This is a genomic window from Planomicrobium sp. YIM 101495, assembly GCF_009707665.1.
Taxonomy (GTDB): Bacteria; Bacillota; Bacilli; order Bacillales_A; family Planococcaceae; genus Planococcus.
Genome location: NZ_WLZW01000001.1, coordinates 1838683 through 1863756 on the forward strand (window position 1 = coordinate 1838683; position 25074 = coordinate 1863756).

Consider the following 25074-nt stretch of genomic DNA (forward strand, 5'->3'; position numbering starts at 1 on the left):
GCGATGAGGTTTTTATGCCCTTTTATTCGTATAGCTCTTCTTCTATCAGCTTGAATCCTTCGATCATCATGTCTTCTTCCACTTCGATCATGATGTAGCGGCGGCCGTTATGATTCACTTGCTTGACGTAGCGCAGATCCTGCGGGCTGATCTTGATTTCCGCCACTTTCGTCTCGATTTTGATCGATTTGGACGCGTAATTCGGGACGACGTGCGAAGCCTTCATTTCGTAGGCGTCATCTTCGGTCACTTGCCGGAACGCGCGCTCCACTTTTTCCGTATTCACTTCTTTGATGCCGCTCGCCTTCAGAACGCGCTCCATTTCCTTCGTATCGAGGACGGGCGCTTCCATCTCTTCGTCGTCTTCTTCCACGACGAGCATGGCATTGATTTCGTCGTAGACGTTGGCAAGCGTCTTCGAATTCATTTCTTCGCCGATGACCGCTTTAACGATTTCTTCGAACACCGCTTTATCTTCTTCCGCCGTCATGATCTCATCACCGTTCAGCACGTTCTCGATAAACTGGAAATCCGGCTTGTTCACTTTTCCTGCGCTGTATAGGATGTGATGGATGTCTGCCCCGTTATCGCTAAAAGCCGGAAAAAAGAAGCCGCCAATCGGTGACGTCAGTTTGATGACCGGATCCGTCATGAGATTCGATTTGAATTCTTTCTCAGTGAAGTCGAATACGAGCGAGCTTTTCGGGAGTTCCGTCTGGTTCATGCTGCAAAGGATGAAGGGAGTCTTAAATACTTCATCGCGCATGTCGATTTCCGTTTCGTCCGGTGCCCGCTTCGTCGTCTTGAAATAAGTGCCTTGGATGAATGTGACGACCATGTCTTTTTCATACGGCCGCTCCTCCACCATCTTCAGCGCGATCGCCTGCATATTCGCCTGCCATTCCTCTTTGTCGTCCGTCTCCAGCCCTTCATACAAGAGGTGCTGCGTATGATCGGCCTGCCCGTCTTCCTGCGGCTGGAATCTCACCTCGAACAGCTTCTGGTCCAGCTTACCGCCCAGCACTTTCTTGAAGTTATTGAGAAACAGCTCCTGCTGCTCCCGCTCTAATAACGAAAACGACTGGCTCTCCTCGTGGAAGATCTCCGTGCTTTCCTTCTGAATGTAGACGTTATAAATATCAGCGATTTTCAATAAATCGGTATCCAGCTTGAATCGTTTGCGGATATCCGCGATGTCGTTCTTGTTCATTTGTCGTTCCAACTCCTTCGGTCGAAAATAAAAAAGAGCAGCCAAAGCTGCTTCAGCTTTTGGTGCTCTTTCATTATAACAAGTTCTTTAGGGGCGAGGGTTGTTCGAATAAATCTGAGGATGCGATGGAACGAACCGGCTTGCAAAATAACAGGAATTTTTACCGCTATTCTTGCTGAAGAGCCTTCAATGGCTAATATAAGGGTATTATTTACCCTTAAACACCGTAATTGGCGATTTTCTAGTGCTTTTTCATTGAATAAAGGTAATTTTTCCTGCTATTTCTTCAGATTTCGGCTCTAACTTCTAAATAACAGGAAATTTTCCTCTTATTTCGCTTCAATTGTTTTTCATCTCATGCGGTACCCGATATGAACGGATTCTATTGACTCCAGAAGCGGGAAATAACATTTTCTTAGCGACTAATTGACCTAACAACTTTTTTATCGTTTTTTCACTCAAGTTCAAATGTGCTTCAAACTCTTTCGGAAAAATAGGTTCACCCTTTTGGATAGCGAAGCGCAGCATTTCCTTCTCCGTCAGGGATAAAGTGACTTGACCCAATTCATCCCCCAGACATTTTCCAATCACCTGCTGTACAATCTGTTGGCATCTGCGGGGACGTTCTTTTACTTGGTCATAAGAAAAGCGCATGACAGTCCACCCATCAATGACCAGCTGATTTTGACGTTCCAGATTATCAGAGAAATTCCATCTGCTTATATTCCTTGAGTGTGGCCCGTAACCGTCAATCTCAAAGCAAATTCGGATACCTGGACGAATATAAGCAAAATCCAAGTACCTTTTGCCATCCTTAAAATCATCGACTTCGTATTCCGGATGGAGATACTGAAAATGACGAAACAGCGGCCACCATATTTGTTTCAAAAACAAAATCTCTGCCTGCTGATGCCCTTCTTCCAAACGTCTTAGCCTTTCTCCGGTCCTAGTCTGCCGATGCGCGTTTAAAAAAGCCTCATATTCTTTTTCGAATTCCATAGAGTCCCTCTTTCAAAGAGATTTTTAAAAGTGCGGTTATTAATGCTTGAATAATTTTTATAAAGAGGTGAAAAGCGGATATTCAAAACAAATGGGGATGGTTGCAGAAGTTTCACTGGAGGATAAGTTTAGATTAACGAATTTTTAGAATTTATCAATTAATATTTTCTTTATAATTGCGATTAGTGAATATGGGTTTTCACCTTTGCTTATTGTTTTAAGCAAAAATAAAAAATAGGCGAAGTTTGTTCGCCTATTTTTAGTTCAAAAACTTAAAGAATTTTTCATTCCATGCTTACCTCTTTGCTTCTCTAAAGAGATTTTCCTAAAGGTTATGAGTATTACGGAACGTTCTTTTATTTTGTTCTCCTTTAAACAAGTAGCGAATTCCTTTTCCAGCCAATAATTCATCTTCATACCTCGGCAACACATGAAAATGTGCATGCGGGATATGCTGTCCTGCAACTTCACCGCAATTCCACCCTAAATTATAGCCGTCCGGTTCGTAAAGTTTGTCGAGATGCTGTTTAACTGCCTGAAGAAGATCATAAGTCGCGACCCACTCTTCCTGCGTTACATCAAATATTGTTTCTCTATGTATTTTTGGAATAATAATTCCTGCTCCTTCTAGCGGGACACCTTTTTCACTGGCTTTTTCAAGCTGCAAAACAGACAAAGTTCATTTCCTTTAAACGAAATCGAAAAATCCCATGAGATAGTCTCATGGGATTTTTCGATTTCAATCTCATTGCTTCCTTTCGAACGAACGGATCTGGAGCTTGCGGATCTGTTCCGCCAGTTCCAGGACCGGCCCTTCCACCTGTGCATCTCTGATGACTTCCCCGATCGGGAGGCTGTAGACAGGACCCGGTTTGGCGCCCAGCTCACTCATCCATCCCGCCAATTGCTCCGAGGAACTTGCGTAGACGATCTTGCCCAATCCGACTTTCCCATGGGCCGCCGAACACATGGGACAATGTTCGCCGGAAGTATAAACGGTCGCTTTGCTTCTTTCCTCAGGCGGCATATTGTTCGCTGCCCACCTGGCGATGGCAAATTCGGGGTGCTGCGTGCTGTCGCCACCCCCGTTATGATTATGGTCTTCAAAAAGTACTTCTCCTGAAGCGGATACCAGGACAGAACCGAACGGCTCATCCCCCTTTTCCAACGCAGTCTCCGCCAATTCCACGCAGCGCCGCAAATGTTTCAAATCCGTTTCTGTGATCATGCTGATTCCTCCTCCTGTTACTGTATTAAGTTGCCAGGCCGATTGAACGGTTTTCGTAGCGCGGGTCGTCCAATGCTTTGACGATAAAATGCGCCACATCCGCACGCGGGATGGACATCGATTTCTCCGGCACGCCTTCAGCCGTTTCCCGGTATTTCCCTGTAAATTCGCCGTTCGTCAAGCCCATCGGCCGGGTGATCGTATAGTTCAGCCCGTGAGACCGGATCTGCTCAACCGCCGCCCCGTGGTCCACCAGCGCGTTTTTCAGCATCGTCATCATCAACTTCCCGCTGACGCCCGTCAATTCCTGGTGGATGCCGGCAGAAGCCGTGTAGACGATGCGTTTCATGCCGTGTGCTTCCATGCCCGCTATGATATTCTTCGTCATTTCCTGAAGCTCAGTGGATTTTTTCATCCCTTTATTGGAGCCGAGGCACGACACGACCGCATCTTGGCCGGCAATCGCCGCAGCCACATCCCCGCGGATTGAACGCGTCTCCCTGCACCACCGTCAAGCTCTCGTGTTCGATCTCCAGCTTTGGTAGTGTCCGCACAAACGCCGTCACCTCATCGCCGCCTGTCTCACGACTTCCCGGCCGACACCGCCGGTTGCACTGAAATAATAATTTTCATTAAACGCTATAAGTGAAAAAACACCTGCCCTAGACGTCCATGTAAGAAGAAAAGGCAGGTGTTTTCCAAAACCTAATTGTAATACAGGTTCTCAGTCGGATATACCGGATCATTGGTGATGTCGATGCCAAGCTTCTTGAAGGTCTGTTCGTTTTCCCTGTTCAATATAACCGTGGAATGCGCTTGTGTATCTCTTAGATTTGGCAATTGCTTATAAGCCAGCTCAGAAGTAGGGTTGGTGACCGCGCTGATTGCCAGTGCAATCAACACCTCATTGGCGCTTAATGTCGGGACCCGGCTGTTCAGATCATCGGTTTTCAGCCGCTGAATCGTCTGCAGAATCATCGGTGACAACAAATTAATTTCATCGGAAATATTGGTCAATTTCTTCAGCCCGTTCAGAATCGCGGCTGCCGAAGCATCCATCAACGTGGTCGTCCGGCCGGTGATCATCTCCCCATTCGGCAGTTCCAGTGCAATGACGGCCTGTAAATTCGTGCTGTCCAGGCTCTCTTGAATCGCTTTCGCATAATTACGGGCCGGCAATACAGGCGCCCGGTCCTCTTTCTTTAAGCCGGTCTCTTCCAGAATCACTTGCATGTGGCGTACACTGTCTTCATCGGCAAGCCCTTTTTTATAATCGTTCTCTACGACGAAACTGCGCCGGATGATTTCCTGCCTGGCAGCTTCCTGCACGGCCATATCGTCGGTGATGCCCGATTTCAGACGGTTAACCCCCATATCAGTCGGTGAGCTGTAAACAGACTCTTTACCGGTAATCCTTTCAATAATCCGTTTGATGACAGGAAACGTCTCCATATCCCGATTATAATTGATCGCTACTTTCCCGTATGCTTCATAGTGATAATTGTCAATCATATTTACGTCTTTCAAATCGACGGTAGCCGCTTCATAAGCGATGTTTACCGGGTGTTTTAACGGCAGGTTCCAAACCGGAAAAGTCTCAAACTTGGCATAGCCGACTTTATTGCCCAGTTTATTCTCATGGTACATTTGGTTAAGGCAGGTGGCGAGCTTTCCACTGGCCGGGCCAGGCGCCGTGACAACCACGATCGGTTTTGTCGTTTCGATATAAGGATTTGTCGCAAATCCCTCTTCTCCAAGGACTGCATCCACGTTTGTAGGGTAGCCGTCGATTTCGCGGTGGATCCCGACGCTGATTCCGCTTCGCTCAAGCTTCGTCATGAATACCTTGACTGTCGGCTGTCCTTGGTAACGCGTGATCAGGACACTGTTGACCGAAATGCCATACGCCCGGTATTCATCGATCAAGCGCAGGACATCCTGGTCATAAGTGATGCCGTAATCTTCACGGACTTTGTTCCGTTCGATGTCTCCAGCGTACACACAGATGATGATTTCCGCATTTTCTTTCAGTGTGTGCAAAAGTTTGATTTTGGCATCTTCATCAAATCCCGGCAGGACACGCTTTGCATGTTTGTCGCCTATCAATTTCCCGCCAAATTCCAGGTAAAGTTTATCATACTGTTGCACCCGTTCCAGGATGTAGGCAGATTGCTCCTGCAAATATTTCTCCGAATCAAATCCAATTTTTTTCATTCAATTACCGTCCCGTCTTCTATACTTCAATCTCTCTCTTAACCTGATAGATAAAAGCACCTTAAGAGAAACTATCAATTATCATCCATCTTTACTCATTATAGAGCTTTTTTTAAAAAAGAAAAACCGGCCCAATTGGTTCATTGACCGGTTGTTCCCAAGAAGCATCGCTGACTTCCCATGGATGTGTTCAATTAAATGATGGAATTCAGAACAATGTGTTGGTCCATTCTTCATAATCCTGAAAGCCCCGCAAACCTGCTCCTTGCTCACTCCAACCACTTCGCTGTCGGTGTATCGGCATAGAGCATTTCCTTCGGTGTTCCTTCGAAAACGACTTCTCCGCCGTGTTTTCCTCCGCCCGGTCCAAGTTCAATGACCCAGTCACTTGCGGCAATAAAATCGAGGTTATGCTCAATAATCATGACCGAATTCCCCTGATCCACGAGGCGTTGGAACAAAGTTAACAGTTTGGCGTTGTCCTGGACGTGCAAACCGGATGACGGCTCGTCCAAAATATAGATCTGCCCTTCTTTTTGCAGATGGCTAGCCAATTTCAGGCGCTGCACTTCGCCGCCGCTCAATGAACTCGTCGTCTGTCCGAGAGTCAAATACTCAAGCCCCACATCTCTTAACGTATTGACACGGCTGATGATCTTCGGGCGATCAAAAAAGTCACCGGCTTCCTCAATCGTCAGCTGTAAAACCTTCACGATATTTTTTCTTTTGTACGTATACGAAAGAGCTTCATCCGAATACCTCGTCCCCCCGCACGCTTCACAAGTCACCGTTACCGGATCGGCAAAAGCAACATCCGGCTTTGTCACGCCTTTTCCGTCGCAAACCGGACAGGCGCCTGCCGAGTTGAAAGAGAACAATCCGGCAAGCTGTCCTGTTTCGCGGGCAAAAATCGCCCGGATGTCATCCATGATGCCCATATAGGTCGCAAGTGTCGAGCGGCTGGAGAGACCGATCGGCGACTGGCTCACCATGATCGCTTCAGGATATTTTTGTGGGAATGCTCCGAGCATTAACGAACTTTTTCCTGATCCCGACACGCCGCAAACAGACACGAGGACATTTTTCGGAATGGCCACTGCTATATTTTTCAGGTTATTCATCGACGCATGCCTGATGGAAAAAGATTCGGCGAATGGACGGGGATGCGGGTTGATCTCGCGTGTTTGCTGAAGGGCTGTTGCCGTTGACGAACGTTCCAACTCCCCTTGCTTCCCCTGAAAGATCACTTCCCCGCCGTGCACACCGGCACCCGGCCCCATTTCAATGATTTCATCGGCGATCTTCATGACCGATCGATCATGTTCGATCACGACGACCGTATTGTGCTGTTCCTTGATGCGCTTCAACATTTGAAGAAGCAGATCCACTTCCCCGGGATGCAGACTTGCGGTAGGTTCATCGAAAATATACGTCATATTGTTCAGGCTGCTGCCCAAATGACGCGCGATCTTCACACGCTGGGCTTCTCCCCCAGAGAGCGTCCCCATTTTCCGCGACAAACTTAAATAACTCAATCCGAGATCGATGAGCTGCCTGATCGAAGGAATGGCCTGGCCAGCAATGGTGGACCCGACCGAATCCTTTATTTTTTCAAGCTCTGCCATTAACTCCGTCAGCTCGAACGCCTCATAATCTGCAATATTGAAGCCGTTGATTCTGCATGCGAGCACCTGGGGATTCAGCCCGGAGCCCTGGCACGTCGGGCATGACGCACGGGAAGTCATCGCCAGGACCTCATCCAGAGAGGTTTGGGCAAGTTTTGAAACATCCCGGTTAATGTACAGCCGCGTAAACCTCGGCAATAATCCATCCCATTCATGGGGCTGTGGACCATTTTTCGTATGGAACGGTGCGAAGACCCGCTCGCCTTCGGGAGGACCATGAACGAACAATCGATAGTCTTCCTCCGAAAAGTCCTTCACCGGGATGTCCGGATCGAACAAGCCTCCCGTAATCATCCATCTGCCCTGCCAGCCGGACGGGGACAACGGTTTGAACTGAACCGCATAATCCCTCAATGATTTCTCCGCATCGATCAATTTATGGATGTCCGGGGCAACGATTTCCCCGAACCCATTGCACGTTGGACAATGCCTGAATGAACCGTTTCGCGAAAAGTCGGTTGCAGACGTGATCGGCGGGTCGCCGATACGTGAAAACAGCAGCCGGATCAACGGATCAATATCCATATACGTACCAACTGTCGAGCGGGAATTCCCACCGATCGGCCGTTGTTCGATCACGACGACCGGACTCAAATGCTTCATCAAGTCCGCTGGGGGGCGCTCGTACCGGGGCATTTGATTTCTGACATACATCGGATAATTCATCGTCATTTGCCGCCTGCTTTCCGCCGCAAGCGTATCAAAGACGACCGAGCTCTTCCCTGAACCCGAGACTCCTGCAAACACGGTGATTTGCTTTTTTTTAATGTTAAGATCAATATTTTTCAAGTTGTTTGCTTTAAGGCCGCGTAAAATGATTTCGTCCTCTGTGTTCGACATCCAATCATCCTTTCTCGTAGATCTCAGGCGCTGATTGCCTGCCAGCATATTGTCGTACTTCCCCGAGAGAGCATAAGCAGACATACAGGCTGTCCATTACAAAAAGAATTATGATCTTTGAGAAGCTTTGATAATCTGCGAAGAATTATATTTATATAAGTTGAACTTAAGATTCCGATATTCCGTAAAACAGCTCCGCGTCCAGTGCTTTTGCTCCTGCATCGCTTCGCTGCTTCGTCGCAGAAGAATCGGCTGAACTTCCTTCAGCCAATTCTTAGCTAACTTTGGCTCTTCGCCAAAGTGGATCTCGGCACTTCGCTTAGTCCACAGCAAAGCGATGCAACGGTTTTCATGCTTCGAAGCCAGTGAATCGATGCAGAAGCAGGAGCACATCTTTGCTCTTCTCCGCTGTTTTACTCCATATCTTTTCATAATTGTTGGGGATGAGTGATGTGTGGCACTACCGTGCTCTCTCTTTAGAAGAAAGAGCGGAAAGCGTCCGCCTGGAGCACTTTCTTCCACCTTTCTAAAAATCCAATTCTTTAGTTCAATTTATTATAGTTAAGTAAGGACTGCTGAACACCCTCCTCATGCTGCATTTGAAAATAATAAGCTGTAAGGAACGAGCGGTTTCTTCCATGACGGTCTGATTTACAAAGAATAAAGATGACGCACTTCTATCAAAAATCAAATCCACCCCTTCTCCACCGCCTTCTGCACAGCCTGCTGCCTCGTTTCGACCTCGAGTTTCTGGATGGATAACGACAGATAGTTGCGGATGGTGCCTTTGGTCAAAAATAAGCGCTTGCTGATTTCGTTCGTTGTGTAACCTTCCTTCACGAGCTTCAGCACATTGACCTCCCGCTCGTTCAGCGGGTTTTTTTCGTTCATGAACAAGGTTGCTGCAAGATCTTGGCTGATGACCCGTTCACTATTCATGATTTTGCGCACGGCCCCGATGACGTATTCGATCGGCTCATCTTTCAAAATATACGCTTCGATGTTCAGGTCCATCGCCTCCTGCAAATAACCGGCCCGGGCAAACGTCGTCATGATCATGATTTTGCACGGGAAATCGTGTGCGCGTATTTTCGCGGCCACGTCCAGCCCAGACAAGTGCGGCATCTCGATGTCCAGAATACAAACATCCGGCTGCTCCCGTTCAATCAAGGCCCACGCCTCCGCGCCATCTGCGGCCTCGCCGGCGATGATCAAATCCTCCTCAAGCTCCATGATGGAAACCAATGCCCCTCTCAGCAGCTGCTGATCCTCAGCAATACAAATCCTGATCATCTTTTATCCTCCTGTGTCGGGTTGAGTAGGATAGACAGGAGCACCGTCGTTCCTGCCGCAGTATCCTTCACTTCTGCATTCCCTTTTAATGACTGCATCCGCTCTTTCATCGTGAACAGCCCGTTGCCTTGCCGCTTGTCCGCTAATCCGACGCCATTATCGCTGATCGCCACTTCCACTTGGCCTTCTGTGTAGGACAGCACGATTTTGCATGCAGTGGCACGGCTATGCTTCACGACATTCGTCACCGCTTCCCGGACGCTGTAGGCAAGCATCGTTTCCTGCACGCTCGACAGCAGCACCCCCGTCAGCCGATTGTCCACTTTCGCATCAATACCGGCATGCTCGAGCAGCTGATTGCAACTCGAAAGTTCCTTCTGCAACGACAAAAAATTCATTTCCGAAATGATTTCACGTACTTGTTTATGCGCCGTTCGGACTGCCAGGATCACATCATTAAGCTCCTTCTGAATCCGCTCTTCCTCTTTTGGCACCAGCCGGGAGACGAGTTCGGTCTTCACTTTGATGACCGTCAAGGTGTGCCCTAACGTATCGTGCAAGTCCCGCGCAATGCGCTGGCGTTCCTGCTGCATCGCAATGTGAACCTCTGCATCATCCACCTCGCGCTGAAGCAGCTTCGTTTTCTCTATATAAAAACGCAGCCACGGCAGCAGCAAGATGAAGAGCATGATGGCCAGCGTGATCGCCTGTGCGTCCGAAAAGAGCACGTCCTGGAAGCGCCAGACCAGTGCGGTGAGAAGCAGGACGTTAACGAAGGTCGCAGTCCACAAAATTCGCCGGTTGACAGCCCGCCCCACAAGATCTGCGAAGGTGATCTGAAAGAGGACCCAGTGCGGCCCTCCCAAATAAGCCAAAAATACGGTCAACATCAATCCCGCGATGACAGCTGGAAGCAATGCGCCTTCCTGATGCCACAGCGCCGTGTAATACGCACCAAGATAAATTGCAATCAACACCAGCTTCAGCGCGAATGACGGCACCTGCTCCGTAATGATGACAGCATAACTGAACAGCAGGACGGTCAGGACGTCGACGATCAAATAATACCTTGCCTGGTTTTTCGGATACCATTCCAGCATGCGCCCCACTCCTACCTTTCCAGCTTCTGCAGCATTCCCTTCCGCAGCCATTCGACCGGACCGTATGGAAATTTCGCCAACCAGCCATTTGCGAATATAATTTGCGCTGCTACTATCATACAAAATACGCCTACAATTTCTATACTATTCAGTTTACCACCAAGCCCGAGACCCCACCCATAAAAAATCGCGGTGCCCGTCAAGTTTTGCAAAATATAGCAGCTCAGCGACATCCGCCCGGTCATCTCAAGCCACTTCCAGACCCGCCACGTGCTGTACGTCCGGACAACGAACGCGATCAGCCCGATATAACCGAAAGCAAGGACCGGCGCAAACAAATAACGGATCGGCAAGTCGAACGCACCGCCTGGTATGAAAATCAATGCATTCAATGGCAAGCCGAGTCCCAGCCCCCAAACGAGCAGCTTCCGCTGAATCGCGATTCCCTGTGCATCGAAGGAAAAAGCGCCGCTGCGCATCAGCTTGACTCCGACAATGAACAAACAGATGTTCAACGGAATGATAAAGATCGATTCCGTCCGGAAGAAAACAAAATTCATAAGACGGTTCCGGACTTGCTCAAGCCATGTACCTTCAGCATACAGCGCGATCAGCTGCGGTGAACTTGCGAGCGAAATCGCCGGCTCCAAAAGCATCGCCGCGAAAATCAGCGTAACCATGCCAACGTGCAATATCCCCGCAATCCATAACACCCGTGTCATCACTCGCTCTCCGCGCTTGATGATGGCCGCGATAATGGCCGCAGTGACGGCATAGCTCATCAGCACGTCGTATTCCATGACCAGTAAGTAGTGCAGGAAGCCCTCCATCATCAAAAAAAGGATGACCCATTTGTACATCCCGATCCACGGCTTGTTGCGGCGGATTGACTGCTGATACTTAATCTCCATCCCGACGCCGAACATGATCGTCAACATCCCGAGCAGCTTGCCGTTCACCATAAATAAGACAATCGTGCGGACGAAATCGTTCATGTTCGTCCAACTGCTGGCGCCTGCAGTCGTAATGTATAGAAGGTCCCCGAGATGCGCAAATATCCAAATATTCGTCCCAAGTGTCCCTAAAATCGCAATTCCTCTTAAAATATCGATCAACGCAATCCGCTTCATGTCGACGCCCTCCTTTTCTTACCTATATCGTAAGCTCAGGAGGCCCTGGAACATATCTACAGGCGTCAAGAAATGGTGATGACACGTGTCATTCAGTTGATCAAAAAAACCGGATGGAACACTCGAAATACAAGCGTCCCGTCCGGTTTTCTATTTTGTATTCAGTTCAGAAACAGTCACAAACTCATAACCTTCTTCATCCAAAGATTTCAAAATCAATTCCACTGCTGCAACGGTGGACTCATGAATATCGTGCATGAGAATTACAGACCCGTCTGTGACATTCTCTTCGACTATGCTTAAAACTTGATGGGGATCATGTGATTTCCAATCCAATGTGTCAATTGTCCATAAGGTCGGATCCATGTCGATAGCGTCCCGTACCTGATCATTTAGCGCACCATATGGAGGCCGGAAAGCAGTAGGCCGTTCCCCCGTTGCCTTCCGGATGGCCTCATTCGTTGTTTCGATTTCCTTTACGATTTCTTCTCTTCCAAGGGCAGGTAAACTCTTGTGGCTCCATGTATGATTTCCCAGTTCATGGCCTTTTTCGGCAATCTTTTTGGTAAGTTCAGGATAGAACTCGACCCTGTTGCCCAGCATAAAAAAGGTGGCTTTCGCATCATACGTATCCAACAACTGAAGAATCTCGATTGTGTTAGTGGGGTGCGGTCCATCATCGAATGTCAGAGCAACCTGCTTAGCACTTAACGGGGCGGTCCCCTCCGGACTGTCATCCGGATCACTTCCATCGCTCAGTGTCGGCTGTTCTGGTGATGCCGGTACTTGATCATCTTCGAGGCCCATTCTTTTTTTCCACTCATCTGTTATTAAATCCCGCATTTTTTCAAGTGGAATGGAGATTTCCGGTGATCCTGCAGCACCTGCTGTCACAACGTATTTATCGAATTTGAAGACTGCGGACTCGTCAGTGAGGAACATATTTGAAAACGCGTTGTTCTCATCTTCGATCCACTCCTCTAACTGATCTTTGAAAAAATACAAATTATATTCTGCAGATTGTTCAAACTCATTTAGCAATAATTGATAAATTTCATTCCTGTTCTGCTCATTATCGATTAAAATCTCTGCCTGCTGCAGGAATTCGTCATTATTTGTATTGGCCAAAAACACGCGCGAACTTTGGAGCCCATTTGCTCCCGAAACGAAACGTTCTTCATTGAAGACGATGGAATAAGTATCTTCGGCAAATTGATGGATATCAAACAAAATGTGCAGTGAAGCAGGAAGGTCCATGAGAATTTCCTTGTTTCGGCTTACTTCGCTCAGGAATTCCTTTTCGGATGCCGTTACATATTCAGTGATTTCTTCATTTAAAGTTGGCTCAGTGAATTCCGGGTAATGGATGGCCATATTGTGCGTCTTTTCCTCTGTTATTTCAGTGATGATGTCGACATTGGGGTACGCAGAACGTTCCATTTCGTTGCTGCTCTCTTCATTGTTATTTAGTGATTCCTCGGCCTCGCCTTTCGAAAGAAAGTTGGACATCAGAACGATGCCCACCACACCAAGAATCATCAGAATGGAAATAGTTAATTTTATGGGTCTCATAAAACTGCTCCTACTGGTTTTTTTGATTTAAACAAGATCAGCATCCCTGTCCACTGGATGCGTTATTGATCAGAATCACGGTTTATTTAGCAAACTCATCGCAATCCATTCACGAAGATAGATTGGTTCGTGAATGGATTGCGAATATTACTTATGATAAGGCTCATTCTTCATAATCCGGAACGCCCGGTAAACCTGCTCGACCAGCACCAACTTCATCAATTGATGCGGAAAAGTCAGCTTCGAAAACGACAGCTTTTCATTCGCTCGCTTCAGCACATCGTCGTGCAGACCAAGAGATCCGCCGATGACAAAGACGATTTTACTCTTGCCGTAAGTCATTAATGACTCCATGTCTTTTGCCAGCCCTTCGGACGTCTTCATCTTGCCGTCGATGGCCAGGGCGATCACGTAAGCATCCGGGGAAATCTTCGCCAGGATGCGGTCCCCTTCCTTCTTTTTGATGATTTCCATGTCAGCTTCGCTCAACTGCTCCGGTGCTTTCTCATCCGCCACCTCGATTTCGGCGAACTTAGCGTAGCTGCCGAGCCGTTTTGCATACTCGGCGATGCCTTCTTTTAAATATTTTTCCTTTAATTTGCCTACACTGATAATTGAGATATTCACAGCTTATCCTCTCTTTACAATTGTTTTACAAACAAGTTGTTCACAACTTCTATGCACATATCCACAAGCACTTCTATATCTTGTGTCTAATTATTTGTTTCCCACAAGATACATTGCGGGCTCTTCACAAAAATCACACTTTGTGGATAAGTTTTCATCATTTTCGATTTTCGTTAGGATAGGATAGCTTTCCGTTTTTGCAACATACTCGTCAAGTGCACGCTCCACGTGGGTTTGGCAACTTTTCATCTCCATGTTCATTCCCCTTTCTAATTTCCGAATATTCCCCTTAGTTATGCACATTTCGTTCATCTTATCCACAACTCATTGTAACAGAGTGATTAAATCCTTTCCAGACAGGCGTTGTTTCCAAGCACTTATGTGCACAGATTGAAAAAGGATCGAAAGTTATCCACACACTTTAAATGATCGAATTCCGAACAATTTTCAGTTTTATCTCAATAAACGTTACAAAATTTACAATACTATTACGAACTAATACAATATCTTTTCAAGACAAAGGAAAAGCTGTTCCGGAAAGGTGACGACCATTTGCCGGAACAGCTTCTATTCATACTTCAGGTGGCATCGAGCCACGCGTCAGCCAATCTTCCTTCGATGGACCATATAATCCTGGCACCATCAAGCCGGCTTGCCGCATCAACACCGTGATTTGTGCGCGGTGATGGATTTGGTGCGTGATGAGCACCCACAGCACATTGCCGATTGTCCAATCCTCTCCGTACATATCCCGCTCTTCAAACAATGTCGCATCGCTCCACTGTTCACGGATCGCTTTGACCATCGCTTCGTTCTCCCGCTGATACGCATCCGAGATTTCGGCAGCGGTGGACGGCACTTCTGAGCCGAGTGCCGCTCCGTCGAACTTCAGACCAGCATGTCCGGTCATTTCATCGAGCGTCGTGACGATATGCCATGCCAGGCGGCCAATCGACCGGTGTTCCGGTGTGATCGTCTGGTTCAGTGACTCATCCGTCAACGCATCGAAAATCAATTGAGTAGAGGCTGCTTCGTCTTGCCAAATATCAAGAAATGACTGTAAAGAATTGAACATAGAGATCATCCTTTCTTTCACTGCTTCTAACTTAATCTATTCGGAAAAATTCCTTTAATCCCTTCTTACATGGACGAACTATCGGTCAGCTCGAGCGTGAATTCCACAAGCTCTCCGTTCCGGTAAGCTTGCACAGTCAGCATGTCGCCGATCCGTTTTTCATTGTATAAGTGTTTCCGCAGTTCAATCAGATTCCCGACCGCTTCACCATCCATCGAGATGATGACGTCGTACCGCTGCATGCCTGCGCGGTCTGCCGCACTTCCTGGAATGACATCGTTCACGACGATGCCTTGTTCGACGTCATCCGGCAAGTGGAGCGTTTCCTGGCGGTATATTTGGGGCACTTGTGCCAGATCCAGTAACGTCACGCCCATTGAAGGCCGGATCATTTCACCTGTTTGTTCGATCGACTCGATGACCGGCAAGGCGGAATTGATCGGAATGGAAAATCCGATGCCTTCCACTGCGGATGTCGCGATCTTCATCGAATTGATGCCAATCACTTGGCCGCCAAGGTTGACGAGTGCACCACCGCTGTTGCCGGGGTTGATGGCAGCGTCCGTCTGCAGCACTTCCGCCTGCCAATCTTCGCTGCCATCACCGTCCAGGTCGACCGGTACGACGCGGTCCGTCCCAGAGACCACACCGGTCGTTACCGAGCCCGAGAACTCCAAGCCGAGCGGATTGCCGATCGCGATGACGGTTTCCCCTTGCTTCAGTGCGTCCGAATCGCCGAATTCAGCGACATCCGGAACTGTTGCACCATCCACTTGGATGACCGCCAGATCCGTCCAAATATCACTTCCAACGATGGTGGCTTCTGTTTTCGAGCCGTCCGCATACGTCACTTCCAGTCCGGAAGCTCCTTCGATCACATGATGATTCGTCACGATGTATGCGACGCCTCCGTCATTTTTATAGATGACGCCGGAGCCCGTCCCGACCGCTTGTGCCGTTCCCGGTGATTGCGACCAGAAGTCGTTGACCGTCTGCAAGTTCGTGATGCCGACGACTGCATCTCCTGCAGTCTCCACGGCCTCAGTCACACCGGTCGTGATGTCGAGTGAGACCACCTCGGTCGCCCCGCCCGTCTCCTCTACTTGCGAGTCACTCGTCCCGTCTGACCGGGTCTGTCCGTTCGGCAGCAGTTCCGGACGGCTGTAAAGCAGCAGCCATACAAGAAATGCCCCGATCACGATGCCGGCAAAACCGGCAAGAAAAACGCCGCCCCGCCGCTGCGGGGAATTCGGCGAATTGTAATAACCCATTACTTCACCTTCTCTCTCTTTGTCTATACCTATATTTTACTCATCCAAAACGGCACAGACAATGTTCCAAAGAAAATCGAGTCAAAAAAACGCCCCGCGCAAGACGCGGAGCGATTGTTCATACTGTAACGAGCGGTGTCGGGATTTCTGCATCCGTATCGAACAGATGGGTGTATTCCCCGACGATGATGCCCTTCGTCTGCAGCGTCTGTTCGACGCTCATCCGGGCAAGCTCTTTCATGTTGTTGTCTTTACTCAAGTGCGACAAGTAGATGCTCGTCGGCTTCTCTGCCATCACTTCACTCATCGCGACCGCGGCATCTTCATTCGATACGTGTCCCACATCGCTCAAGATCCGTCGTTTCACCGACCACGGATAACGTCCCATCTGCAGCATGCTGATGTCGTGGTTGCTTTCGAAGACGTAGGCATCCGATGCTTGGATGATGCCTTTCATCCGGTCGCTGACATAGCCTGTATCCGTGATGAGCGACAGTTTGCGGCCATTCTCATGGAACACATAGAACATCGGGTCCGCTGCGTCATGCGACACACCGAACGACTCGATATCCAAGCCCCCGAAGCTCTTGACCGCCTCCATGTCGAACTGGAAGCGCTGCTCGGTCGGAATCGCACCGACGAGGCCGTCCATCGCTATCCATGTCTTTTCATTGGCATAAATCGGCACTTTGTACTTGCGGGCAAGAATGCCAAGCCCTTTAATATGATCACTATGCTCATGCGTCACAAGAATACCGTCCAAGTTGGCGACGGACTTGCCGATGGAGGAAAACAACTGCTCCATCTTCCGTCCGCTCAGACCTGCATCCACAAGGAATGCATGCTCGTCATTTTCGATATAGATGGCATTGCCGCTTGAGCCGCTAGCCAAAACACTAAAACGCATAATCAAAACTCCTTAATCTGTGCTGTCTTCTTCCCTGTTCGGTTCGATTACACCGTCTTTCACTGCGTTGACGAAATACTGTCGCGTCTCCCCATCTTCAAGCGTCGCCTCGACACGCCATGTCGGTGTCAGCATCTGCGTACTCTCGGATACTTGCACGAAGATCGAATAGCCCAGTTCCATTTTTTCCACTACACTATTCGGCTGCAGCTGGCTCTGTTGATAAAGCGTATTGAGCACTTGCATCGGCTGGACGATGTCTTTCAGCTGCTCCGCAGGCTTGACGTTCTCATACATCGATTGCTCGTAATGCGTGATTTCCCCCGCATCGTTCCAATGGACGGTCAATTTCCCGTTGTCGCTGTAATAAACGGGGTGACCTTCGACTTGCTGAAAGAAAACCGCTTCCTGCTTATCTTCAGAGATGCTCCATAACGAGTAGGAGCCTCCTTCATGGACGACTTCTTCCGCAAAGTCCGTGAATGCTTCTTCCAGTTCCGCACCTTCAAGTGTGACAGGCGAATTGAACGTGACGGTCATATATTTATCTTCCCGGACCGTAACTTGGACGTTCTCCTGCGGTGCATCCTCCGGCGTGAATTGCTTCAGCTCCGCCTGGATATAAGGCAAGTCTTCCACTTCTTCCACGACTTCCTGATAGATGATATTATCCGCGCTGAGCTTCTCGTCGATCGACGAGTCTCCCAGCACTTCCACGTTTTTCGCTTCGCTGTAGCGGTCGAGGTAAAGCGTGTAGAGGACCACGTTCAGGATGGCGAAGACGATGATGAAAATGGTTTTCGTTTTACTCCAGTCCAAACGGTCCCCCTCCGATCTCTTCACCTGTCAGCTTGATCCAGATGCCATTAGACTGATAATACCATGCCGGCTGGAATTCCAGCAGCTGGTCTTTCCGGACAAGTTCATACGCTGCGATGATGTCGGTGATCTCCGTCAAGTCCCGGTCTTCCAGCCGCTTCATCGCGTTGACGACATCGAGTCCCGAAGGCATGTCCACAAGCTGTGTGCTGACTGTCGACTCGAGGACATAGACCGGTCGATCGTATTGGTAGATCTGCTCTTCTCCGTTGTCCGTTCCCCATGTGATATCGATCGATGTCGAGAGCATCGAGCCGAAGACCGGTCGGTTGTTCAGGAACAATTGATACGTGATCTCCTGGTTCAACGGGTTCATCCCAAAGTAGCGGTAGTCGTTCGTCCACCCTCCGTGTCCATTGACGAAATCGAGTGTGTTCAACAACAGCTCGGATGGCACCGACGGATCGGCACTTTCTGCCTGCGGCTGTACGTAACTGATGCTTTTCGTCTTATGGACGCGCATGATCGCTGCGGAATCATCCGTATACTCTTCATACATCGCCTCTCGTGTCGCCGAGACATTGTTCGGATTTTCGAACAATGCGTTGACGAAACGGTTCGGTGATACTTCATCAAGCAAATACGTATATTGCGTCATCTGTTTTTCCTCTGTCGGTACATAAATCGGGAGTTTCCCGATCGCTTCATTTATCGTATACGCATCGAAATCCATCGCTTCCACAAGCGTGCTCGCCTGGAACTCATCAAGGACCGAAGAGGTGATGAACGCTTTATAAATGCGTCCGGTCTCGCTGTTGATGAAATGCAGGACGAACTTATTACTCTCGATCGTTCCCCACTCGATGATCAGCCGGTCGAAGGAGGATTCCGGAATCGCGCTGTCCGTGATTTCCATCACCGTGTCATAGATCGAGAAAGGAACCCCGCCGTTATAATAAAGGACGACACGATTCGAGTCATGCAAGTAAGCAGACATCGTGGCGGATGAAGCTTCTTCTTCGGCCAATGCCAAGTCTTGCACTTTCCAGCCGTCGACCGATTGAAGAAGGCGATCAATGTCAGCACGCTCTGTCGTGCCGGTGACCGTATCGCTGTAATGAAACAACGCTTTATGCGGCCGCACAACCTCTTCGACACGACGGTTTTCACCGATCGCGACGTCGGTGGACGGCGGTTCGATCATTTCGAACGTCGGCTTGAACGTCCAGATGGTGAACGTCAGGACGACACTGAGCAGCACGAGCAATGCCAATGCGCCTGATTTGATATGCTCGATGTACTTCATTCCCACTCACCTCCGTCGGCCATTTCGTAAGGCAACGTGAAGTAGATGGTCGTGCCTCTCCCGTATTCACTCTCTGCCCAGATGGTCCCGCCATGTGCCTGCACCATCTCTTTGGAAATCGCAAGACCGAGACCTGTTCCACCCATTGCCCGTGAGCGTGCACGGTCGACACGGAAGAAACGGTCGAAAATGCGGTCCAGGTTCTCTTTCGGAATCCCCATCCCCTGGTCGCTAATGCAGATTAGGAGCAGTTCTTCCCGCGCTTCCCATTCAAAGCGGATCGTGCCGCCTTCCGGTGAATATTTCAGCGCATTCGAAATGATGTTATCGACGACTTGTGTCATCTTGTCCGCATCCATCTCGACGAAATACGTATCATCCGGGAAATTCCGCACGAACTGTACATTTTGCTTGCGCGACATTTCGAAGCGGTCGATGATGCGGTTGAAGAACTGGTTGAACTGGATGATCTCTTTATTGAGATCCGTCGCGTCCGAATCCATCTTCGAGAGCTTCAAGAGATCGTTGACAAGACGGATCATCCGCTCTGTCTCGGTCTGTGTGATGCTCAGGAAGTTCGGTGCAAGCTCCGGCTCCTGCCAAGCCCCTTCAGCAAGCGCTTCTAAATAGCTGCGCATCGTCGTCAAAGGCGTACGCAGTTCGTGTGAGACGTTCGCGACGAATTCCCGCCGCTCCATATCGATTTTCTCCTGCTCGGTATGGTCATGCAGGACGGCGATCAGCCCGTTTACGAAGCCGGTCTCTTTTTGGATGACCGAAAAGCTCGTGCGGAGTAACGTCGTCTGCTCATGCGTACTGAAATCGAGCGTCATCGACTCTTTCTCGTGGATCAAGTCTTCGAACGTATAATCCGATTCCAGTCCAAGGACCGAGACGATCGGCCGGTTGATGACCATATCATACGTAACGTCAAGGAGACGCAACGCCGTTTCGTTGATCAAGATGACCCGCCCGCGTCTGTCCGTGGATAGGACACCGTCCGTCATGTTCGACAGGACGGACGCCAGTTTGCGCCGCTCACTCTCGGTCGACTGCTGGGATTCCTGCAGACGGTTCGTCAAATGGTTGAACGCCCGCGCCAGCTGGCCGATCTCATCTTCCCCGTAAACGCGTACTTTACGCGAGAAGTTCCCTCTGGCCATCGCCTGTGCCTGCTTCCGCATATCCGAGATCGGCTTAGCGATCGTCTGTGCGACGAGCACCCCTAGTATCGCGGTAATGACAAGCGAGAGCGCCGTTCCACCGGCCAGGATGCCATTGATCTCATCCATCTGGTCGTAGACATTCTCGATTTCTGCTTCCACATACAGGGCACCTAGCACTTCACCGCCCGAAACGATCGGCTGGACCCGTACCCAGATCCTGTCTGTCTGTCCGTTGACGTACGTGTTCTCCAGCGCCGTCTGTCCCATGATCGAATCGCGTACTAAATTGAGCGTAGAGCGCTGGTTGACCAGCGACTGGTTCTCGATGGACGAAGATGCAAGGATCCGGAACCGTGAGTCGACGACGCGGATCTCATTGATGTCGTCCGACTTGAATCCATACAGCACGGAGCGCAAACTCTGCTCCAGTGATGCATCTTCATCGCCTCTGATCCGGATCATTTCTTCCCTGACACTGTACTCGACAATATTCATGCGATCTTCAATCGATCCATAGAAATTATCACTGAGCGTCTTCTCCAATTGCTGTGCAAAGTAAAGTCCGATGATTTGCATCGCCAGAAGAATCAGTAAAATATAGATCAAGACGAATTTCACATGAATCGATTTAAAAAAACTGACTTTTTGCATTGTCTTTACTCCTGTTCAGGATTGCGCAAATAATAACCAACGCCCCGTCGTGTCACGATCCATGCCGGGTGACTCGGGTTGTCTTCAATTTTCTCGCGGAGACGGCGGATCGTCACATCGACCGTCCGTACATCGCCGAAGTAGTCATAGCCCCAGACGGTCTGCAGCAAGTGCTCACGCGTCATGACCTGACCGATGTGCTTGCCGAGGTAATGGAGCAATTCGAACTCACGGTGTGTCAGTTCGATCGTCTCATCCCGCTTCAATACAAGGTATGCATCCGGTTGGATCGTCAAAGAGCCGATCTGGATGTCGTTCGAGTTGACCGTCTCTTCTTCCGCAGGCGCTGCATTGCGGCGGCGCAAGTTCGCTTTCACACGCGCAATCAATTCACGTGTCGAGAACGGCTTTGTTACGTAATCATCTGCACCAAGCTCAAGGCCGAGCACTTTGTCGATTTCCGAATCTTTTGCTGTCAGCATGATGATCGGGAAGTCGAATTTCTTCCGGATTTCGCGGCATACTTCCATGCCATCACGGTTCGGCAGCATAATATCGAGCAGCATCAAATCCGGTTGGATCTCTTCTGCAATCTTGATCGCTTCATCCCCGTCATATGCACAGACGACATTATAGCCTTCCTTCTTCAAGTTGAATTGTAAAATGTCTGCAATCGGTTTTTCATCGTCCACTACCAGGATCGTTTTGCTCATAATTGGTCCCCTCCGTCTTTCATCTATTCTTTCTTTTCCATGCTGCCGTTTTTCTTGTCTACCCTTTACTTTATCATTCTTTGGAGCGTTTAGCACCTTTGAGGAAAGGATGTTATTTCCCGGGAAATAGTTCTCCCAACAGAAAAAACCAGCCAAGTCGGCCGGTCTTCCCTCTTATTGACTAATATAATGGAGCGGATTTTTCAATACGCCATTTTTTGAGATTTCGAAATGAAGATGGATTCCTGTCGAACGGCCTGTTGTCCCCATAATGCCGAGCTTGCTTCCTTTTTGGACGACTTGCCCTGGCTGGACATCGATCGATGCGAGGTGTGCGTAAATCGTCTCATAGCCATTCTGGTGGTCGACGATGACACGGTTACCGAACGAGCCGTCAGCGCCCGCTGCACGGACGATTCCGTGATCTGCTGCTTTGATCGTAAAGTCGGACGGACGGGCGATATCGATGCCTTTATGCATCCGTCCCCAACGCATGCCTTGCTCGCTGGAAATGTATCCTCCGACTGCCGGCCAAGCGAAGACACCCGTCCCGACAGAAGGCAGGGGCTTCGTACCATTCAAGACGATCTCGTTGACCGCTTCCTGCGTCACGTCATTGCCGATTTCGGTACGTCCGGATTGCTTGCCGTTCGTCTCCGTAATGGCATACGTCAATTCCCGGTTGCCGTCTTTCCCTTGCTGGTTCACTTTCGATTCCCCGACATACAGGTCAGCGGAGGTTTGTGTGATCTTTTCATGTTTGATCGCCTTGTTGATCTTCCGCTGTTTCTTGACGATGACTTCCACTTGTTTTTCATCCAAGAGGTAATCGACCGCTTCGTCCACCGTCATGACTTTTTCCGGCGCAATGCGTTTTGTCAGACCGGACACTTTCGGAGCGATGTACAGCTCCAGAATGCGCGTTTCGCCCGGCTGTAGCTCAGGCAACTGCTCCATCTCGCGTTCTTTCTCCCAAACAGCCATCTCTTCTTCCGAAACGAATGTGGCTTTGATCCGGTGCAGCACTTCCTCGTAGTCTTCTTTATTGCTCAAATAAACCGTTTGTTCCTCGTCAAGCACGAGCGCGAAGGAGATTGCTTCAAGCTCCAAGTTCTCATCAAGTGCATCGATGATCGTTTGCTCTTCTTTTACTGTCGGCTCGAACACTTGCTCAGGCACGATTGTGAAGTCCTTGCTTGCACCGATCCGTAATTTTTCGAAATCTTGCTCTTTTGCTGCCACTTTTTCCTCAACGAGCGTTTGTACTGGTTCAGGGTTTGATACAGCTCCGAGGTACTCACCTGCGTTATAAACATGATAGATTGTCCCGAGACCATCCGCTTCGCTCTCTTTAGCGAAAACAGGGCTAGCCTGAATCACTGTAAATGATAAGACGAAAGCCACAGCGATTTTTATCGATTCAAACCCGCGATGCGGGATATGTGTATTCTTTTGCAACTTCTCATTTCCTCCTTGATTGGTCATTCTTACAGCGCTTCTTTTTCTCTCTATTTTGCTAGAAGCTGCTGTCTGCTCTTTTCCCGGTTATCAATGTATCATATTCTTCCTCCTCAACAACACCCATTTGATACTTGTAATAAAATTGCATTATTACTTCCTTTTATTCCTATTAAAAGGAAATTAATAGAAATAAATTACTTGAAAATCGCTTATTAGCTGTGATTCTTTCAAATTCTTCAAGACGACATCCCTTCCTCACACTGTTACATTTGTCATATAGACTAATAATAATCTATTTTAAATGTGTTCATTTTGTTACAATCACAAAAAATCACGATGAACTCGATATTTTTCTATGAAAATGGATGAAAAAAGACTATCCGGAAAGCCGATTACAGGCTTTTCGAATAGTCTTCCTTGATATGATTCTTAATTTTGTCTCCAAACGCTTGTGACGATGTTTGTCTGTGTGCGGTCTGGTCCGACCGAGAAGATCGAGATTTGGACGCCTGTCAATTGCGCAATTCGCTCCAAGTAATGGCGGGCATTCGCTGGAAGCTCATCAAGCGACTTGCAGCTTGTGATGTCTTCGCTCCAGCCTGGCATTTCTTCGTATACCGGCTCACAGTCTGCAAGCATGCGAAGGTTCGCTGGATATTCTGTAATCAGCTCACCTTTGTAACGATATGCTGTACAGATCTTAACCGTCTCAAGTCCGCTCAATACGTCGATCGAGTTGACTGTCAGGTCCGTCAATCCGCTGACGCGTCTCGCATGGCGGACAACAACACTGTCGAACCAACCGATGCGGCGTGGGCGACCAGTCGTCGTTCCGTATTCTTTTCCGACTTCACGGATACGATTGCCGACTGTATCGAACAATTCTGTCGGGAACGGGCCATCTCCGACACGTGACGTGTACGCTTTACATACACCGATGACGTGTGAGATTGCTGTCGGTCCGACACCAGCGCCGATTGTTACGCCCCCAGCAACTGGGTTCGATGATGTAACGAACGGGTAAGTTCCTTGGTCGATATCGAGCATGACACCTTGCGCTCCTTCGAACAAGACGCGGCGGCCTTCATCCAGTGCATCGTTCAACACCTTAGAAGTATCCGTCACATATTTCGCGATCTCCTGGCCGTACGCATAGTACTCTTCCAAAATCTCTTCGACGGAAAAACCTTCCGTATCGTAAAGCTTCTCGAACATCTCGTTTTTCTCGATCAAGTTTTGGCGAAGCTTCTCTTCGAATACCGTGCGGTCCAAGAGGTCAGCCATCCGGATACCGATGCGTGCTGCTTTATCCATGTAAGCGGGCCCGATCCCTTTACCTGTCGTACCGATCTTGTTGGCGCCACGACGCTCTTCTTGTACTTCATCTTGCTTGATGTGGTAAGGCAGAAGTACGTGTGCACGGTTGGAAATCCGTAGGTTGTCCGTAACGACACCGCGTTCCTGCAGACCTGTCAATTCTTTTACTAACGCTTTCGGGTCGACCACCATGCCATTCCCGATAACGGATGTTTTTTCTTTATAGAAGATTCCTGATGGGATTAAATGCAATTTATACGTTTCCCCACCGAATATGATTGTATGACCAGCATTGTTTCCGCCTTGGTAACGAGCGATCACTTCTGCGTGTTCTGACAAAAAGTCCGTGATCTTCCCTTTTCCTTCGTCTCCCCATTGCGTTCCTACTACTACGATTGATGTCATCGAAAGCACCTCCGTTGGGCTTATGCCCTATCTCAAACAGCATTCATTGTATCAAGGTTCCAGCAGTTCGTCAACAAAAATCCGA

Annotated in this window: 22 protein-coding genes; all 22 read right to left on the reverse strand. The window is 48.9% G+C overall.

Features of this window, described 5'->3' with window-relative positions; all coding sequences use genetic code 11:
- Nucleotides 1-22: 22 nt before the first annotated feature.
- Nucleotides 23-1210: a DUF4317 domain-containing protein gene (locus GIW82_RS08935; RefSeq protein ID WP_154749483.1), complete on the reverse strand. Its 1188-nt coding sequence runs from the start codon at nucleotides 1208-1210 to the stop codon at nucleotides 23-25.
- 339 nt (nucleotides 1211-1549) lie between these two features.
- The gene (locus GIW82_RS08940) at nucleotides 1550-2209 is read right to left on the reverse strand and encodes a DNA-binding response regulator (protein ID WP_154749484.1); all 660 of its coding nucleotides are present in this window, start codon (nucleotides 2207-2209) and stop codon (nucleotides 1550-1552) included.
- A 325-nt stretch (nucleotides 2210-2534) separates the two neighbouring features.
- The gene (locus tag GIW82_RS08945) at nucleotides 2535-2876 is read right to left on the reverse strand and encodes an HIT family protein (RefSeq protein ID WP_370456149.1); all 342 of its coding nucleotides are present in this window, start codon (nucleotides 2874-2876) and stop codon (nucleotides 2535-2537) included.
- A gap of 78 nt (nucleotides 2877-2954) precedes the next feature.
- Nucleotides 2955-3437, reverse strand: coding sequence for a nucleoside deaminase (locus tag GIW82_RS08950; protein WP_154749485.1), 483 nt, complete (start codon nucleotides 3435-3437; stop codon nucleotides 2955-2957).
- 25 nt (nucleotides 3438-3462) lie between these two features.
- Nucleotides 3463-3912, reverse strand: coding sequence for an NAD(P)-dependent oxidoreductase (locus GIW82_RS14890; protein ID WP_370456150.1), 450 nt, complete (start codon nucleotides 3910-3912; stop codon nucleotides 3463-3465).
- A 230-nt stretch (nucleotides 3913-4142) separates the two neighbouring features.
- Nucleotides 4143-5651, reverse strand: a complete 1509-nt coding sequence (locus tag GIW82_RS08960) for a DUF1846 domain-containing protein (protein ID WP_154749486.1) — start codon at nucleotides 5649-5651, stop codon at nucleotides 4143-4145.
- A 269-nt stretch (nucleotides 5652-5920) separates the two neighbouring features.
- Nucleotides 5921-8176, reverse strand: a complete 2256-nt coding sequence (locus GIW82_RS08965) for an ATP-binding cassette domain-containing protein (RefSeq protein WP_154749487.1) — start codon at nucleotides 8174-8176, stop codon at nucleotides 5921-5923.
- 687 nt (nucleotides 8177-8863) lie between these two features.
- Nucleotides 8864-9469, reverse strand: a complete 606-nt coding sequence (locus tag GIW82_RS08970) for a response regulator transcription factor (RefSeq protein ID WP_154749488.1) — start codon at nucleotides 9467-9469, stop codon at nucleotides 8864-8866.
- Nucleotides 9466-10569, reverse strand: a complete 1104-nt coding sequence (locus tag GIW82_RS08975) for a sensor histidine kinase (RefSeq protein ID WP_195913993.1) — start codon at nucleotides 10567-10569, stop codon at nucleotides 9466-9468. The genes GIW82_RS08970 and GIW82_RS08975 overlap by 4 nt, the downstream gene beginning before the upstream one ends.
- A gap of 11 nt (nucleotides 10570-10580) precedes the next feature.
- Entirely contained in the window at nucleotides 10581-11699 is a 1119-nt protein-coding gene (locus GIW82_RS08980; RefSeq protein WP_154749490.1) for a DUF418 domain-containing protein, read from the reverse strand.
- Nucleotides 11700-11849: 150 nt separating this feature from the next.
- Nucleotides 11850-13271, reverse strand: coding sequence for a polysaccharide deacetylase family protein (locus tag GIW82_RS08985; RefSeq protein WP_154749491.1), 1422 nt, complete (start codon nucleotides 13269-13271; stop codon nucleotides 11850-11852).
- Between the two features lie 147 nt (nucleotides 13272-13418).
- A complete protein-coding gene (rlmH, locus tag GIW82_RS08990; protein ID WP_370456151.1) occupies nucleotides 13419-13898 on the reverse strand; it encodes a 23S rRNA (pseudouridine(1915)-N(3))-methyltransferase RlmH in 480 nt (159 codons plus the stop codon).
- Between the two features lie 90 nt (nucleotides 13899-13988).
- On the reverse strand, nucleotides 13989-14210 hold the full coding sequence (locus GIW82_RS08995; RefSeq protein ID WP_370456181.1) for a CxxH/CxxC protein: 222 nt from the start codon (nucleotides 14208-14210) through the stop codon (nucleotides 13989-13991).
- Between the two features lie 259 nt (nucleotides 14211-14469).
- Entirely contained in the window at nucleotides 14470-14973 is a 504-nt protein-coding gene (locus GIW82_RS09000) for a DinB family protein (RefSeq protein ID WP_154749493.1), read from the reverse strand.
- Nucleotides 14974-15038: 65 nt separating this feature from the next.
- Entirely contained in the window at nucleotides 15039-16244 is a 1206-nt protein-coding gene (locus GIW82_RS09005) for a S1C family serine protease (RefSeq protein ID WP_154749494.1), read from the reverse strand.
- 118 nt (nucleotides 16245-16362) lie between these two features.
- The gene (locus tag GIW82_RS09010) at nucleotides 16363-17151 is read right to left on the reverse strand and encodes an MBL fold metallo-hydrolase (protein ID WP_154749495.1); all 789 of its coding nucleotides are present in this window, start codon (nucleotides 17149-17151) and stop codon (nucleotides 16363-16365) included.
- Nucleotides 17152-17163: 12 nt separating this feature from the next.
- Entirely contained in the window at nucleotides 17164-17970 is an 807-nt protein-coding gene (locus tag GIW82_RS09015; RefSeq protein WP_154749496.1) for a two-component system regulatory protein YycI, read from the reverse strand.
- Nucleotides 17957-19276 carry a YycH family regulatory protein gene (locus GIW82_RS09020; protein ID WP_154749497.1) on the reverse strand — a complete coding sequence of 440 codons (1320 nt, stop codon included), beginning with the start codon at nucleotides 19274-19276 and terminating at the stop codon, nucleotides 17957-17959. Before GIW82_RS09020 ends, GIW82_RS09015 begins: the two co-directional genes overlap by 14 nt.
- Complete coding sequence (walK, locus tag GIW82_RS09025) at nucleotides 19273-21093, reverse strand: cell wall metabolism sensor histidine kinase WalK (RefSeq protein ID WP_154749498.1); 1821 nt, start codon at nucleotides 21091-21093, stop codon at nucleotides 19273-19275. Before walK ends, GIW82_RS09020 begins: the two co-directional genes overlap by 4 nt.
- Nucleotides 21094-21098: 5 nt before the next feature.
- Nucleotides 21099-21806: a response regulator YycF gene (gene yycF, locus GIW82_RS09030; protein ID WP_154749499.1), complete on the reverse strand. Its 708-nt coding sequence runs from the start codon at nucleotides 21804-21806 to the stop codon at nucleotides 21099-21101.
- Between the two features lie 174 nt (nucleotides 21807-21980).
- Nucleotides 21981-23264, reverse strand: coding sequence for a M23 family metallopeptidase (locus GIW82_RS09035; protein ID WP_195913994.1), 1284 nt, complete (start codon nucleotides 23262-23264; stop codon nucleotides 21981-21983).
- A 432-nt stretch (nucleotides 23265-23696) separates the two neighbouring features.
- Nucleotides 23697-24989, reverse strand: coding sequence for an adenylosuccinate synthase (locus GIW82_RS09040; protein ID WP_154749501.1), 1293 nt, complete (start codon nucleotides 24987-24989; stop codon nucleotides 23697-23699).
- Between the last annotated feature and the right edge of the window lie 85 nt (nucleotides 24990-25074).

Bases quoted from the DNA above. Each gene is read 5' to 3' on its own strand.
- GIW82_RS08935 (WP_154749483.1), bottom strand. From the start codon at position 1,210: ATGAACAAGAACGACATCGCGGATATCCGCAAACGATTCAAGCTGGAT.
- GIW82_RS08940 (WP_154749484.1), bottom strand. From the start codon at position 2,209: ATGGAATTCGAAAAAGAATATGAGGCTTTTTTAAACGCGCATCGGCAG.
- GIW82_RS08950 (WP_154749485.1), bottom strand. From the start codon at position 3,437: ATGATCACAGAAACGGATTTGAAACATTTGCGGCGCTGCGTGGAATTG.
- GIW82_RS08960 (WP_154749486.1), bottom strand. From the start codon at position 5,651: ATGAAAAAAATTGGATTTGATTCGGAGAAATATTTGCAGGAGCAATCT.
- GIW82_RS08965 (WP_154749487.1), bottom strand. From the start codon at position 8,176: ATGTCGAACACAGAGGACGAAATCATTTTACGCGGCCTTAAAGCAAAC.
- GIW82_RS08970 (WP_154749488.1), bottom strand. From the start codon at position 9,469: ATGATCAGGATTTGTATTGCTGAGGATCAGCAGCTGCTGAGAGGGGCA.
- GIW82_RS08975 (WP_195913993.1), bottom strand. From the start codon at position 10,569: ATGCTGGAATGGTATCCGAAAAACCAGGCAAGGTATTATTTGATCGTC.
- GIW82_RS08980 (WP_154749490.1), bottom strand. From the start codon at position 11,699: ATGAAGCGGATTGCGTTGATCGATATTTTAAGAGGAATTGCGATTTTA.
- GIW82_RS08985 (WP_154749491.1), bottom strand. From the start codon at position 13,271: ATGAGACCCATAAAATTAACTATTTCCATTCTGATGATTCTTGGTGTG.
- GIW82_RS08995 (WP_370456181.1), bottom strand. From the start codon at position 14,210: ATGAACGAAATGTGCATAACTAAGGGGAATATTCGGAAATTAGAAAGG.
- GIW82_RS09000 (WP_154749493.1), bottom strand. From the start codon at position 14,973: ATGTTCAATTCTTTACAGTCATTTCTTGATATTTGGCAAGACGAAGCA.
- GIW82_RS09005 (WP_154749494.1), bottom strand. From the start codon at position 16,244: ATGGGTTATTACAATTCGCCGAATTCCCCGCAGCGGCGGGGCGGCGTT.
- GIW82_RS09010 (WP_154749495.1), bottom strand. From the start codon at position 17,151: ATGCGTTTTAGTGTTTTGGCTAGCGGCTCAAGCGGCAATGCCATCTAT.
- GIW82_RS09020 (WP_154749497.1), bottom strand. From the start codon at position 19,276: ATGAAGTACATCGAGCATATCAAATCAGGCGCATTGGCATTGCTCGTG.
- walK (WP_154749498.1), bottom strand. From the start codon at position 21,093: ATGCAAAAAGTCAGTTTTTTTAAATCGATTCATGTGAAATTCGTCTTG.
- yycF (WP_154749499.1), bottom strand. From the start codon at position 21,806: ATGAGCAAAACGATCCTGGTAGTGGACGATGAAAAACCGATTGCAGAC.
- GIW82_RS09040 (WP_154749501.1), bottom strand. From the start codon at position 24,989: ATGACATCAATCGTAGTAGTAGGAACGCAATGGGGAGACGAAGGAAAA.